This window comes from Klebsiella sp. B345 (assembly GCF_051131735.1).
Taxonomy (GTDB): domain Bacteria; phylum Pseudomonadota; class Gammaproteobacteria; order Enterobacterales; family Enterobacteriaceae; genus Klebsiella.
The window spans coordinates 2,411,502-2,425,884 of sequence record NZ_CP180443.1; the positions used below are offsets into that span (position 1 = coordinate 2,411,502).

The 14,383-nt window shown below is 55.1% G+C and carries 11 protein-coding genes and 2 pseudogenes; 5 read left to right on the top strand and 8 right to left on the bottom strand.

The genetic code is table 11. The annotated features are described in order from the left end of the window. Positions 1-76 precede the first annotated feature (76 nt). Entirely contained in the window at positions 77-4,537 is a 4,461-nt protein-coding gene (gene gltB, locus ACMYSO_RS11340; RefSeq protein ID WP_434670552.1) for a glutamate synthase large subunit, read from the top strand. 9 nt (positions 4,538-4,546) lie between these two features. Beyond that, on the top strand, positions 4,547-5,965 hold the full coding sequence (locus tag ACMYSO_RS11345; RefSeq protein WP_123756292.1) for a glutamate synthase small subunit: 1,419 nt from the start codon (positions 4,547-4,549) through the stop codon (positions 5,963-5,965). Between the two features lie 72 nt (positions 5,966-6,037). On the opposite strand, the gene nanQ is transcribed toward ACMYSO_RS11345, so the two are convergent. The 8 genes and pseudogenes from nanQ to zapE all read right to left on the bottom strand — a co-directional run bounded on the left by nanQ (position 6,038) and on the right by zapE (position 11,097). Further along, positions 6,038-6,505, bottom strand: coding sequence for an N-acetylneuraminate anomerase (gene nanQ, locus ACMYSO_RS11350; RefSeq protein ID WP_434670553.1), 468 nt, complete (start codon positions 6,503-6,505; stop codon positions 6,038-6,040). Further along, positions 6,502-6,666, bottom strand: a pseudogene (locus tag ACMYSO_RS11355) (N-acetylmannosamine kinase); the annotation flags it as partial. The gene nanQ and the pseudogene ACMYSO_RS11355, both read right to left, overlap by 4 nt. Positions 6,667-6,969: 303 nt before the next feature. Beyond that, positions 6,970-7,259 (bottom strand): annotated as a pseudogene (locus ACMYSO_RS11360) (MFS transporter); the annotation flags it as partial. A gap of 145 nt (positions 7,260-7,404) precedes the next feature. Then, complete coding sequence (sspB, locus tag ACMYSO_RS11365) at positions 7,405-7,899, bottom strand: ClpXP protease specificity-enhancing factor (protein WP_434670554.1); 495 nt, start codon at positions 7,897-7,899, stop codon at positions 7,405-7,407. A gap of 3 nt (positions 7,900-7,902) precedes the next feature. Continuing rightward, complete coding sequence (gene sspA, locus ACMYSO_RS11370; RefSeq protein ID WP_123756284.1) at positions 7,903-8,541, bottom strand: stringent starvation protein SspA; 639 nt, start codon at positions 8,539-8,541, stop codon at positions 7,903-7,905. A 312-nt stretch (positions 8,542-8,853) separates the two neighbouring features. Further along, entirely contained in the window at positions 8,854-9,246 is a 393-nt protein-coding gene (rpsI, locus tag ACMYSO_RS11375) for a 30S ribosomal protein S9 (RefSeq protein WP_003025138.1), read from the bottom strand. A 15-nt stretch (positions 9,247-9,261) separates the two neighbouring features. Next, on the bottom strand, positions 9,262-9,690 hold the full coding sequence (gene rplM / locus ACMYSO_RS11380; protein WP_123756283.1) for a 50S ribosomal protein L13: 429 nt from the start codon (positions 9,688-9,690) through the stop codon (positions 9,262-9,264). A 279-nt stretch (positions 9,691-9,969) separates the two neighbouring features. Beyond that, a complete protein-coding gene (zapE, locus tag ACMYSO_RS11385; protein ID WP_434670556.1) occupies positions 9,970-11,097 on the bottom strand; it encodes a cell division protein ZapE in 1,128 nt (375 codons plus the stop codon). A 190-nt stretch (positions 11,098-11,287) separates the two neighbouring features. On the opposite strand from zapE, the gene zapG reads away from it, so the two are divergent. From zapG to degS, 3 genes are all read left to right on the top strand, one after another. After that, positions 11,288-11,686, top strand: a complete 399-nt coding sequence (gene zapG / locus ACMYSO_RS11390; RefSeq protein ID WP_434582880.1) for a Z-ring associated protein ZapG — start codon at positions 11,288-11,290, stop codon at positions 11,684-11,686. 173 nt (positions 11,687-11,859) lie between these two features. After that, a complete protein-coding gene (gene degQ / locus ACMYSO_RS11395) occupies positions 11,860-13,227 on the top strand; it encodes a serine endoprotease DegQ (protein ID WP_434582879.1) in 1,368 nt (455 codons plus the stop codon). A gap of 87 nt (positions 13,228-13,314) precedes the next feature. Next, complete coding sequence (gene degS, locus ACMYSO_RS11400) at positions 13,315-14,373, top strand: outer membrane-stress sensor serine endopeptidase DegS (protein WP_434670558.1); 1,059 nt, start codon at positions 13,315-13,317, stop codon at positions 14,371-14,373. The last annotated feature ends 10 nt before the right edge of the window (positions 14,374-14,383 follow it).

A 14,383-nucleotide genomic window follows, 5' to 3' on the forward strand; every position in this document is an offset into this window, starting at 1 on the left:
GTCGCCATGCTCTTTCTGTGCCCGTGCGCAATCGGTATCGGAGGGTGTCCCGTAGAGCCTGGGGAGGTTCACTGATATGTTGTACGATAAATCCCTTGAGAGGGATAACTGTGGTTTCGGCCTGATCGCCCACATAGAAGGCGAACCTAGCCACAAGGTAGTGCGTACCGCTATACACGCACTGGCCCGAATGCAGCACCGCGGCGCGATCCTTGCCGATGGTAAAACCGGCGACGGTTGTGGCTTGCTGCTGCAAAAACCCGATCGTTTCTTCCGTATCGTTGCGGAGGAGAACGGCTGGCGTTTAGCCAAAAATTATGCCGTCGGGATGTTATTCCTTAATAAGGATCCTGAACTGGCTGCTACGGCGCGCCGCATCGTTGAAGAAGAATTACAATGTGAAACCCTGTCTATTGTTGGCTGGCGCGATGTGCCGACCAACGAAGGGGTTCTCGGTGAAATCGCCCTCTCCTCGCTGCCCCGTATTGAACAAATTTTTGTTAACGCTCCGGCAGGCTGGCGCCCGCGCGATATGGAACGCCGTTTGTTCATCGCTCGTCGTCGCATCGAAAAGCGCCTGCAGGAAGATAAAGATTTCTACGTCTGCAGCCTGTCGAACCTGGTGAATATTTATAAAGGTCTGTGTATGCCGGCAGATTTGCCGCGCTTTTACCTGGACCTCGCGGACCTGCGTCTGGAGTCGGCAATTTGCCTGTTCCACCAGCGCTTCTCCACCAACACCGTCCCACGCTGGCCGCTGGCACAGCCGTTCCGCTACCTGGCACATAACGGTGAAATCAACACCATCACCGGTAACCGCCAGTGGGCGCGTGCGCGTACCTACAAGTTCCAGACCCCGTTAATTCCGGATCTGCACGATGCGGCGCCGTTCGTTAACGAAACCGGCTCCGACTCCAGCTCCATGGATAACATGCTTGAGCTGCTGCTAGCCGGCGGGATGGATATCGTACGCGCCATGCGTCTGCTCGTGCCACCAGCCTGGCAGAACAACCCGGATATGGATCCTGAGCTGCGCGCCTTCTTCGACTTTAACTCCATGCACATGGAGCCGTGGGATGGCCCGGCGGGCATCGTTATGTCCGACGGTCGCTACGCGGCCTGTAACCTCGACCGTAACGGTCTGCGTCCGGCGCGCTACGTCATTACCAAAGATAAGCTGATCACCTGTGCATCAGAAGTCGGTATCTGGGATTACCAGCCTGACGAAGTGGTGGAAAAAGGCCGCGTTGGCCCAGGCGAACTGATGGTTATCGATACCCGCGCAGGCCGCATTCTGCACTCCGCGGAAACCGATGACGACCTGAAAAGCCGCCATCCATATAAAGAGTGGATGGAGAAAAACGTCCGCCGTCTGGTGCCGTTCGAAGACCTGCCTGACGAAGACGTTGGCAGCCGTCAGCTGGATGACGATACCCTCTCCAGCTACCAGAAACAGTTTAACTACAGCGCTGAAGAGCTGGACTCCGTGCTGCGCGTGCTGGGTGAAAATGGCCAGGAAGCCGTCGGCTCGATGGGCGATGATACCCCGTTTGCTGTGCTCTCCAGCCAGCCGCGTATTATCTACGACTACTTCCGTCAGCAGTTCGCGCAGGTGACCAACCCGCCGATCGATCCACTGCGTGAAGCGCACGTGATGTCGCTGGCCACCAGCATCGGCCGTGAAATGAACGTCTTCTGCGAAGCGGAAGGCCAGGCACACCGTCTGAGCTTCAAATCGCCGATCCTGCTGTACTCCGATTTCAAACAGCTGACCACGATGGAAGAAGAACACTATCGTGCCGATACGTTGGATATCACCTTTAACGCCACCGAAACCACGCTGGCCGAAACGGTGAAAGCGCTGTGCGATAAAGCCGAGCAGATGGTACGTAACGGTACCGTTCTGCTGGTGCTCTCCGATCGTAATATCGCCAAAGATCGTCTGCCGGTACCGGCCCCGATGGCGGTTGGCGCGATCCAGACCCGTCTGGTGGATAAGAGCCTGCGATGCGATGCCAACATCATCGTTGAAACCGCCAGCGCCCGTGACCCGCACCACTTTGCGGTGCTGCTGGGCTTCGGCGCCACGGCTATCTATCCTTACCTGGCCTATGAAACGCTGGCAAAACTGGTCGATAGCAAAGCGATTGATAAAGCGTACCGCTCAGTGATGTTGAACTACCGTAACGGTATCAACAAAGGCCTGTACAAGATCATGTCCAAAATGGGCATCTCGACCATCGCCTCTTACCGCTGTTCGAAGCTGTTCGAAGCTGTCGGCCTGCATCGTGAAGTGTCCGATCTGTGCTTCCTCGGCGTTGTCAGCCGTATCGGCGGCGCGGGCTTTGATGACTTCCAGCAGGATCTGCTGAATCTGTCCAAACGCGCGTGGCTGGTCCGTAAGCCGCTGGCGCAGGGTGGCCTGCTGAAATACGTTCATGGCGGTGAATATCACGCCTACAACCCGGACGTGGTGCGTACCCTGCAACAGGCTGTCCAGAGCGGTGAATACAGCGATTATCAGCAGTATGCGAAGCTGGTCAATGAACGTCCGGCCGCGACGCTGCGCGATCTGCTGGCAGTAAATCCTGGCGAGAATGCTATCAGCATCGATCAGGTGGAATCGGCAAAAGAGCTGTTCAAACGCTTCGATACCGCCGCTATGTCTATCGGTGCATTGAGCCCGGAAGCGCATGAGTCGCTGGCGGAAGCCATGAACAGCATCGGCGGCTTCTCTAACTCCGGTGAGGGTGGCGAAGACCCGGCGCGCTATGGCACCAATAAAGTGTCGCGTATTAAACAGGTTGCTTCCGGTCGCTTCGGCGTTACCCCGGCATACCTGGTCAACGCCGATGTTATCCAGATTAAAGTGGCTCAGGGCGCGAAGCCGGGCGAAGGTGGGCAGCTGCCGGGTGACAAAGTCACGCCGTACATTGCCAAACTGCGTTATTCGGTTCCGGGCGTAACCCTGATTTCACCGCCGCCGCACCACGATATTTACTCTATCGAGGATCTGGCGCAGCTGATTTTCGACCTCAAACAGGTCAACCCGAAAGCGATGATTTCCGTGAAGCTGGTTTCTGAACCTGGCGTCGGCACCATCGCCACCGGCGTGGCAAAAGCCTATGCCGACCTCATCACCATCGCTGGTTATGATGGCGGTACAGGTGCCAGCCCGCTCTCTTCGGTGAAATACGCTGGCTGTCCGTGGGAACTTGGCCTGGTGGAAACCCAGCAGGCGCTGGTCGCCAACGGCCTGCGTCATAAGATTCGCCTGCAGGTGGACGGCGGCCTGAAAACCGGCCTTGATATCATCAAAGCGGCGATTCTCGGCGCGGAAAGCTTCGGCTTCGGCACCGGCCCGATGGTCGCGCTGGGCTGTAAATACCTGCGTATTTGCCACCTGAACAACTGCGCGACCGGCGTAGCAACCCAGGATGACAAACTGCGTAAGAACCATTACCACGGCCTGCCGTTCAAAGTGACCAACTACTTTGAATTCATCGCCCGCGAAACCCGCGAGCTGATGGCCGAGCTGGGCGTGAAGCGTCTGGTGGACCTGATTGGTCGTACCGACCTGCTGAAAGTGCTGGACGGCTTTACCGCGAAGCAACAGAAGCTGGATCTGAGCAAACTGCTGGAAACCGCCGAGCCGCATCCGGGCAAAGCGCTGTTCTGCACCGAAAGCAACCCGCCGTTTGATAACGGGGTGCTGAACGCGCAGCTGCTGCAGCAGGCAAAACCGTTTGTCGACGGCAAGCAGAGCAAAACCTTCTGGTTCGATATCCGTAACACCGACCGCTCCGTTGGCGCCTCGCTGTCCGGCTATATCGCCCAGACCCATGGCGATCAGGGGTTAGCGGCCGATCCTATCACCGCGCACTTTAGCGGTACCGCGGGCCAAAGCTTCGGCGTATGGAACGCCGGTGGCGTTGAGCTGCACCTGACCGGTGACGCCAACGACTACGTCGGTAAAGGGATGGCAGGCGGTCTGCTCTCCATTCGTCCTCCGGTGGGTTCTGCCTTCCGCAGCCACGAAGCGAGCATCATCGGCAACACCTGTCTGTACGGTGCCACCGGTGGTCGTCTGTACGCCGCAGGCCGTGCGGGTGAACGTTTTGCAGTACGTAACTCCGGCGCCATCACCGTGGTCGAAGGCATCGGCGATAACGGCTGCGAATACATGACCGGCGGTATTGTCTGCGTACTGGGTAAAACCGGCGTCAACTTTGGCGCAGGGATGACCGGCGGCTTTGCTTACGTGCTGGATGAAGACGGAGACTTCCGTAAACGTGTGAACCCTGAACTGGTGGAAGTGCTGGACGTTGATTCTCTGGCTATCCATGAAGAGCACCTGCGTGGTCTGATTACCGAACACGTGCAGCTGACCGGTTCGTCTCGCGGCGAAGAGATCCTGGCCCACTGGCCGGCCTTTGCAGCGAAATTCGCGCTGGTTAAACCTAAGTCCAGCGATGTTAAAGCACTGTTGGGTCACCGTAGTCGTAGCGCAGCAGAGCTGCGTGTGCAGGCGCAGTAAGGAATTCAGATGAGCCAGAACGTATACCAGTTTATCGACTTACAGCGTGTTGATCCGCCAAAGAAACCGCTGAAGATCCGCAAAATTGAATTTGTAGAAATTTATGAGCCGTTTTCAGAAGGCCAGGCCAAAGCACAGGCAGACCGCTGCCTGTCCTGCGGCAACCCGTACTGCGAATGGAAATGTCCGGTCCACAACTACATCCCTAACTGGCTGAAGCTGGCCAATGAAGGACGTATTTTTGAAGCGGCTGAGCTGTCGCATCAGACCAACACCTTGCCGGAAGTCTGCGGGCGCGTTTGCCCGCAGGACCGCCTGTGCGAAGGGTCCTGTACGCTGAATGATGAATTCGGCGCGGTGACTATCGGTAACATCGAGCGCTATATCAACGATAAAGCGTTCGAAATGGGCTGGCGCCCGGATCTCTCCGGCGTGAAGGCCACCGGTAAAACAGTGGCCATCGTCGGAGCAGGCCCGGCAGGTCTGGCTTGCGCAGACGTCCTGACCCGTAACGGCGTCAAAGCGGTGGTCTTCGACCGCCACCCGGAAATCGGCGGCCTGCTGACCTTCGGTATCCCGGCATTCAAGCTGGAGAAAGAGGTCATGACCCGTCGTCGTGAAATCTTCACCGGCATGGGCATTGAGTTCAAACTCAACGTCGAAGTGGGCCGGGATGTTCAGCTCGACGACCTGCTGAAAGAGTACGATTCGGTGTTCCTCGGCGTCGGGACCTATCAGTCCATGCGCGGCGGACTGGAAAACGAAGAGGCAAACGGCGTCTTTGATGCTCTGCCGTTCCTGATCGCTAACACCAAGCAGACCATGGGCTTTGGCGAAACAGCGAGCGAGCCGTACGTCAACATGGAAGGTAAACGTGTCGTGGTACTGGGTGGTGGTGACACCGCGATGGACTGCGTGCGTACCTCCGTACGTCAGGGGGCATCGCATGTCATCTGCGCCTATCGTCGTGACGAAGAAAACATGCCGGGCTCCCGCCGCGAAGTGAAAAACGCGCGTGAAGAAGGCGTCGAGTTCCAGTTCAACGTTCAGCCTCTGGGCGTTGAAGTGAATGCCAATGGCAAAGTGTGCGGCGTGAAAATGGCGCGTACTGAGATGGGCCAACCGGATGCTAAGGGTCGTCGTCGCGCGGAAATCGTCGCCGGCTCCGAGCACGTGGTTCCGGCTGATGCGGTAGTCATGGCGTTTGGTTTCCGTCCGCACAGCATGGAGTGGCTGGCGAAGCACGACGTTGAGCTGGATTCTCAGGGCCGTATTATCGCGCCGGAAGGCAATGAAAACGCGTTCCAGACCAGCAACCCGAAAATCTTTGCTGGCGGCGATATCGTGCGTGGTTCCGATCTGGTGGTCACCGCCATTGCCGAGGGTCGTAAAGCGGCTGACGGGATCCTGAACTACCTGGAAGTGTAATGCCCCCGCCTGGATAACTAACGTATCCGGGCAGAAAGACAATGCCCGTGGGTTCTTCACCCACGGGCTTTTTTATGGCAGCAACAGATCGGCGCGAACCTTAATCACCACTTTTTTGATGTCGGTAGGGAGCGTCACCTGGCAACCAGGTTTATGCGGTTCTCCGGGCATAAATACCGCAAACATCCCCGGCTGCAGCGTCAGCACCTGCTCCCCGGCAATGCGCTGGCACAGCTGATAATCCTCTACAACCTGCGCATCCTCGCACTCGCGGGCTGAGCCTGTCGCGCCGTAATAAATCCGCTCCGTTCCGGACAGCAAAATCTGGATATCGATATACTGCATGTGCAGTTCGGCTTTCTTCTCCTCAGGGGCGCCGGTAGTGAACTGCATGACGTTCATAAACACGTTGTCGCCCTGTAATTCATAGCTGCCCGGTGCCTTATTGTTCAGGTCGTGGGCTTGTGCCAGTTTAATAGCCCGCACCAGCGCCGTCGGTAACCCGGCCGGCAGAGGCTGCTGTAAATGACCAAAAATCATCTCGTTGCTCCTTGTCCCCATAATGCCGCACCCAACAGCCCCGCATCATGTCGGTAACGGGCTTCCCGCAGCGGAACCTGATAGACCGCGGGCTCTTGTGATAAATATTCCATCACCAGCGGCAAATAACCGCTGGCCAGGCCGATGCTACCACCGATCACCGCCGGTATGCGGTCTGTCATGGCTGTTTCAACCGCTCCGATGCCGGTTGGAAAAGTGAGAAAGACCATCGAATCCATCTTCTCTAGCAGCACATGGTATGTCGCTCATACTGCAGCATGCTCATCATTGATAGCAATACCTGAGGGCACAGTCAAGCCGGACAAACAATCGGGCCAAGCCACTGAGGTTTATCGCTGTTAATCTCGAAACAGCGATCCAGTTGTTCAAGCAAAAACATCACAACGCCCTAATATCTGCCATGACCCGGCCCCAGCGTCAGCCGTAGGCTAACAGGTTTTCAGTTATCTGTTTTTGTTAGCACTGAATGGCACTGCGCCACTCAGTCGCTTGCTATTAAACGCATCAAAAACATTCCGCTTTCAGGCGGATCCAACGTTTCACGCTGGAGGACATATCCAGACCGATAAGCTGAATCACCACAAACGTCAGACCGAACGACAACGCTCCAGAGTGGCGCCTAGATCCATTAGTTGTGCAGTCAGAATCCTGAGTTATAGGTAAAACCCAAACCGGGAACACGTTGAACTGTATCGAAGTAACCGTCAATAAATTTCGGTAAGATCCCAAGGATCAAATGCGCTCATAGGGACCATGTGTGATGTGTGACAGCAAGTGACGACGGGATCATCTTACCACAAGAATTCCCTGTGGGCGGCGTAGATAACAGAACAGGCCCCGAAGGGCCTGTAATCTGGCATCCATAACCTGCTGGATGATTATTTCACGACGCGTAGCGCCGGACGGCCACCGCGCGGCGGCGGCGTATCGTCAGGGTCATCGTCATGATTATCCGGCTTGTCGCCGTCAATCACCGACATAACCGTCTCGGTTTCATTGCTTACCGATGCGTCGTCATCATTCAGCGTCGTGACGTCTTCATCGTAGGCCGCTTCAGGCTCGAACATGGTACCAGCGCCGTTTTCACGGGCATAGATAGCCAGTACAGCAGCCATCGGCACGGAAACATTGCGCGGGACACCGCCAAAGCGCGCGTTAAAACGCACTTCGTCATTAGCCAGTTCCAGGTTACCCACGGCACGCGGCGCAATATTCAGGACGATTTGCCCATCGCGCGCGTACTCCATCGGCACCAGTACGTTTGGTAATGTCACATCTACAACCAGATGTGGCGTCAGCTGGTTATCCAGCAGCCACTCATAGAACGCCCGCAGTAAATACGGGCGACGCGGCGTTAGCTGCGATACATCCATCGGTTAGCCTCGACCGAGTCGCATTTCACGCTCGGGTTCAGTTAAGGAAGCGAGGAAGGAATCACGTTCAAAGACGCGAGTCATATAGCCCTTGAGCTCTTTCGCGCCGGCACCAATAATTTCTACGCCAAGTACAGGCAAACGCCACAGCAGCGGTGCCAGATAGCAATCAACCAGGCTGAACTCATCGCTCAGGAAGTAAGGTTTCTGAGTGAATACAGGTGCGATCGCCTGCAGCTCTTCGCGCAGCTGTTTACGCGCGGTTTCGGCCTGAGCAGCGGTGCCGGTCTGAATGGTGTTCATCAGTGAATACCAGTCTTTTTCGATGCGCTGCATGTACAGACGACTTTCTCCACGCGCAACCGGATAAACCGGCATTAACGGTGGGTGCGGGAAACGCTCATCCAGATATTCCATAATGATGCGGGATTCCCACAGAGTGAGCTCACGATCCACCAGCGTAGGTACGCTTTGATTCGGGTTGAGGTCAATCAGATCCTGAGGTGGATTGTCCTTTTCCACGTGTTCTATCTCAAAACTAACACCTTTTTCTGCCAGCACGATGCGGACTTGGTGGCTATAGATGTCAGTAGGACCAGAAAACAGCGTCATTACCGAACGTTTGTTGGCAGCGACAGCCATGAAAACCTCCAGGTATATTCAGAATTTTTGTACTGCTGCCAATCACACAGGATTGGCCAGATGTAAAAACCCCAGTAGCGTGACGTCATTCTCGTTTGGGTAAAATCACAAAAATGAACGTTCACCAGCATTTGGGCAGAAAATTGGATGATAGTTTACCAGATCTTGAAGGCATTGTGGTGAGGGGATTCTGGAAATGCTGAAAAAGTGGTAAGAACAGGTGGTTTTCGGAGGGAAAACGCCAGATTTCTGCATAAAAAAACCCGCCGAAGCGGGTTTTTTCGCAAATTGTTCTGCGTGAGCAGAAAACAATTAACGTTTGGAGAACTGAGGACGACGACGTGCTTTACGCAGACCGACTTTCTTACGTTCAACCTGACGAGCATCACGAGTAACGAAACCAGCTTTACGCAGTTCGCCACGCAGGGACTCATCATACTCCATCAGAGCGCGGGTGATACCGTGACGGATCGCACCAGCCTGACCAGAGATACCACCACCTTTAACAGTGATGTACAGATCCAGTTTCTCAACCATGTCGACCAGTTCCAGCGGCTGACGAACTACCATGCGGGCAGTTTCACGACCGAAGTACTGTTCCAGAGAACGCTGGTTAATAACGATTTTGCCGCTGCCTGGTTTGATGAAAACGCGAGCTGCGGAACTTTTGCGGCGACCAGTGCCGTAATATTGATTTTCAGCCATTGCCTATAATCCCGATTAGATGTCAAGAACTTGCGGTTGCTGTGCCGCGTGGTTGTGCTCGTTACCCGCGTAAACTTTCAGTTTACGGTACATAGCACGACCCAGCGGGCCTTTTGGCAGCATGCCTTTAACCGCGATTTCAATCACACGCTCAGGACGGCGAGCAATCATCTCTTCAAAGGTCGCTTCTTTGATACCACCGATGTGGCCGGTGTGATGATAGTACATTTTGTCTTCGCGCTTGTTGCCGGTTACAGCAACTTTTTCTGCGTTCAGAACGATGATGTAATCACCGGTATCTACGTGCGGAGTGTATTCCGCTTTATGCTTACCGCGCAGGCGACGAGCCAGTTCAGAAGCCAGACGGCCCAGAGTTTTACCGGTCGCGTCAACAACATACCAGTCGCGCTGTACGGTTTCTGGTTTAGCTGTAAAAGTTTTCATTAAAAGCTTACCCAAATAATAAGTTACACGTTGGTGAACACCCAAACGTTTAGTCAGTTGAGGTTCACGCGACATTGTCCAGCAAACCTACCCCTTCGAATAGCCTATGCCGGCACTATAGAAAGTTTTGGGAAAAAAACCTTCTTGTAACGTGGGGTCGCAAGATTATAGAGAAGTCGGGAACAAAGGTCGACCCCTTTATGTGATTAGAAGCAGGTTTTTTCGCCGTTCTCTTCTCCCTTTCCCTCAGGCTACATGGCATAAGGGAAAGGTTATCAATCAGGGCATATGCGGGCGTTTCAAATACTCTTCGCTTTGCATTTCCTGCAGGCGCGATAAACAACGCTGGAACTCAAACTTCAGACGTTCGCCCTGATAAATGTCATGTAGCGGAACCGCGGCGCTGACCACCAGTTTGACGTGGCGCTCGTAGAATTCATCCACCAGCGCGATAAAACGCCGGGCTTCACTCTCCAGTTGCCCGGTCATCACCGGGACATCAAAGAGCATCACGGTATGGAACAGACGCGAGAGCGCAATGTAATCGTGCTGGCTGCGCGCATCCACACATAGTGTGGCAAACGAGGCCGCTAGCGTTTGGTTTTCCACGCCAAGCGTCGGCAACAAACGATGGTTGATCTCCAGCGTCGGCGTCTGCTCACGTTTGGCTCCCGCCAGCGCCAGCCACAGTTTATCCATCTGATCTTGTGTCTGGGTATTGAGGGGCGACAGCCACAAATGCGCCTGGGTTAAAGTACGCAGGCGGTAATCAATACCGGCATCGACGTTCATAATGTCACAGTGCTGTTTAATCGCTTCAATGGCGGGCAGGAAGCGAGCACGCTGCAGCCCGTTGCGGTACAGGTCATCCGGCGGAATGTTCGAGGTCGCCACCAGCGTAATCCCGCGGGCAAACAGCGCTTTCATCAGGCCGCCCAGCAGCATCGCATCGGTAATATCGGAGACAAAAAACTCATCGAAACACAATACGTCGGTTTCCGCCTTGAAGCGGTCAGCGAGGATCTCAAGCGGATCGCTGTGCCCTTGCAAGGTAATGAGTTCCTCATGCACGCGCAGCATAAAGCGGTGGAAGTGCAGGCGCTGCTTACGCTCGCCCGGCAGGCTTTGGTAAAACAGATCCATCAGCCAGGTCTTGCCCCGGCCTACGCCTCCCCACATATAGAGGCCGCGCACGGCAGCGGTATCGGCGGTAGGTTCACGTTTGCCCAGCAGCTTGCCGAATTTTGCCCGTAAGCCGCCGCTTTGCGGTACCGGAACGGGTTTATTCTGCAGTTCATGATAGATGGTATCAAGGCGGCTTACCGCTTCTTGCTGGACATCGTCGGGTTGATGGCTGCCCTCTTTGAGAGCGAAAAGGTAACGCGATGTTGGGGACAGGCTTTGCATGATCTAATTGTTATTCCTTGAAAACCGTAATGCTGAAGCTCACGATTGACGAAAAAAAGGCCGTTCTACACTACGCGATGATACGCCAGGATTCCACTTCTGTGGAATTAGCGGTTATAGTGGCACTATCGGGCGCAGGCGGAGAGCCTTACAGCCACCCTACGGAACCACAAAACAACGGGAGATGTACATGACCTGGGAATATGCGCTAATTGGGCTAGTTGTCGGTATCATCATCGGTGCCGTCGCCATGCGTTTTGGCAACCGCAAATTACGCCAACAACAGGCGCTGCAGTTCGAGCTGGAAAAGAATAAAACAGAGCTTGAAGAGTATCGTGAAGAGCTGGTCAGCCACTTTGCCCGCAGTGCAGAACTGCTGGATAACATGGCTGATGACTATCGCCAGCTGTATCAGCATATGGCAAAAAGCTCCAGCAACCTGCTGCCAGACACCATGGCGGACGCAAACCCGTTCCGCAATCGTCTGGCTGAATCCGAAGCCGGTAACGATCAGGCGCCGGTCCAGATGCCGCGTGACTATTCTGATGGTGCGTCCGGCCTGCTGCGCGGCGGAGCAAAACGCGACTAATCTCTCCCTGACCGCAAAAATATTATCCGGGCGCGTTCCCTGCGCCCGTCTCAACCCTGCATCCCAGCTATTATTTAAACATTGACCGCATTGTTAGCGGGTCAAAAATTCAATAACATCAGACCATTCGGGACGCATTTCCATACACCTCAGGTTACGAGAGCCAGCATCAGATGAAGAAACAGACTTTGCTGTTGAGTGCGTTAGCGTTAAGCATCGGGTTATCGCTGTCGGTTTTACCTACGGCTATGGCATCGTTACCCACCCAGATCCCCGGCCAGGGCGCACTGCCAAGCCTTGCCCCCATGTTAGAAAAAGTGCTGCCTGCGGTGGTGAGCGTACAGGTCGAAGGGACCGCCGCGCCTGCGCAAAATATGCCGGAAGAGTTGAAAAAGTACTTTGGCGACAATGTGCCGCAGGAGCAGGCTCAGCCTTTTGAAGGCCTCGGCTCCGGCGTCATCATCGATGCCGCAAAAGGCTATGTGTTGACCAACAATCACGTGATCAGCCAGGCGCAGAAAATCAGCGTTCAGCTTAACGATGGTCGTGAGTTTGACGCGAAGCTGGTCGGCAGCGACGACCAGAGCGATATCGCATTATTACAAATCCAGAAACCCAGCCATCTGACGCAAATCGCCATCGCCGACTCCGATAAGCTGCGCGTCGGCGATTTCGCCGTGGCCGTCGGCAACCCGTTTGGCCTTGGTCAGACCGCAACCTCCGGTATCGTCTCGGCACTGGGCCGCAGCGGGCTGAACCTCGAAGGGCTCGAGAACTTTATCCAGACCGATGCCTCCATTAACCGTGGTAACTCCGGCGGGGCACTGCTGAACCTCAACGGCGAACTGATTGGTATCAATACCGCGATTCTGGCACCGGGCGGTGGCAGCGTCGGTATCGGCTTTGCCATTCCGAGTAATATGGCGCAAACCCTTGCCCAGCAGCTGATCCAGTTTGGCGAAATCAAACGCGGCCTGTTGGGTATAAAAGGCATGGAAATGAGCGCAGATATCGCCAAAGCGATGAACATCGACGCTCAGCGCGGAGCTTTCGTCAGTGAAGTCCTGCCTAACTCAGGTTCGGCCAAAGCCGGGGTGAAGTCTGGCGACGTGATTGTCAGCATGAATGGCAAACCACTCAACAGTTTTGCTGAACTGCGCTCGCGGATCGCCACAACGGAGCCGGGGACCAAAGTGAAGCTGGGTCTGCTACGTGAAGGGAAGCCACTGGACGTTGAAGTGACGCTGGATAAAAGTACGTCCTCGACCGCCAGCGCCGATCTCATCATTCCGGCCCTCCAGGGGGCATCGCTCAGTGACGGACAAATGAAAGACGGCACGAAAGGCGTCACCGTCGATAGCGTAGAGAAAGGAAGCCCTGCGGCCCAGGTTGGCCTGCATAAAGATGACATGATCATCGGCCTGAATCGCGAACGCATTCAGTCCATCGTCGAGCTGCGTAAAGTGCTGGAGAGTAAACCGGCCGTCATTGCACTAAACGTCATGCGCGGAAACGAAAGCATTTATCTGCTGCTGCGTTAATGCGGGTTTCCGGACATCGCCTGCCGTGCGATGTCCGGATAACTCGTGCTATGCTGCGCTTGTCTATCCATTAACGATATCTGCATCATGCCTGGAAAGTTATTACGTTCTGTACTCATCGGTTTGATCGTCGGGGGCCTGCTGCTCGCCGCGATGCCTTCTTTGCGTCAGTGGCATCTGTCGACGACCACCCAGTACGATAGCGCGGACGAATCGCCCGCCAGCTATAATCCAGCCGTCCGCCGTGCCGCGCCAGCGGTGGTGAATGTCTATAATCGCGCGTTGAATGGCACCAGCCATAATCAGCTCACTCTGGGATCCGGCGTCATCATGGATCAGCGCGGTTACATTCTTACCAATAAGCACGTTATCAATGATGCCGATCAGATCATCGTTGCCCTACAGGATGGCCGGGTCTTTGAAGCGTTACTGGTGGGCTCTGATACGCTGACCGATCTTGCCGTCCTGAAGATTAACGCCAACTCCGGCTTGCCGGTTATCCCGATCAACCCTAAAAGGGTACCGCATATCGGTGATGTGGTGCTGGCGATTGGTAACCCCTACAACCTTGGGCAGACGATTACCCAAGGTATTATCAGCGCCACCGGTCGTATTGGCCTGAACCCCACCGGGCGTCAGAATTTCCTGCAGACCGATGCTTCCATTAACCACGGTAACTCCGGCGGCGCACTGGTGAACTCGCTGGGCGAGCTGATGGGCATCAACACGCTGTCATTTGATAAAAGCAATGATGGCGAAACACCTGAAGGGATCGGCTTTGCCATTCCGTTCCAGCTGGCTACCAAAATTATGGATAAGCTTATCCGCGATGGTCGGGTGATCCGCGGCTATATCGGCATCAGCGGTCGTGAGATTGCCCCACTGCATGCGCAGGGCGGCGGGATCGATCAGCTGCAAGGGATTGTGGTCAATGATGTTGCTCCGGATGGTCCGGCAGCTCAGGCCGGGATCCGCGCCAATGACGTAATCGTCTCCGTGAATGACAAACCGGCCGTCTCCGCACTTGAGACTATGGATCAGGTCGCGGAAATCCGCCCTGGATCAGAAATTCCGGTGATTATTATGCGTGATGACAAGAAGATCACTCTGCATATTGCCGTTCAGGAATACCCGGCGACCAACTAGCAGACATAAA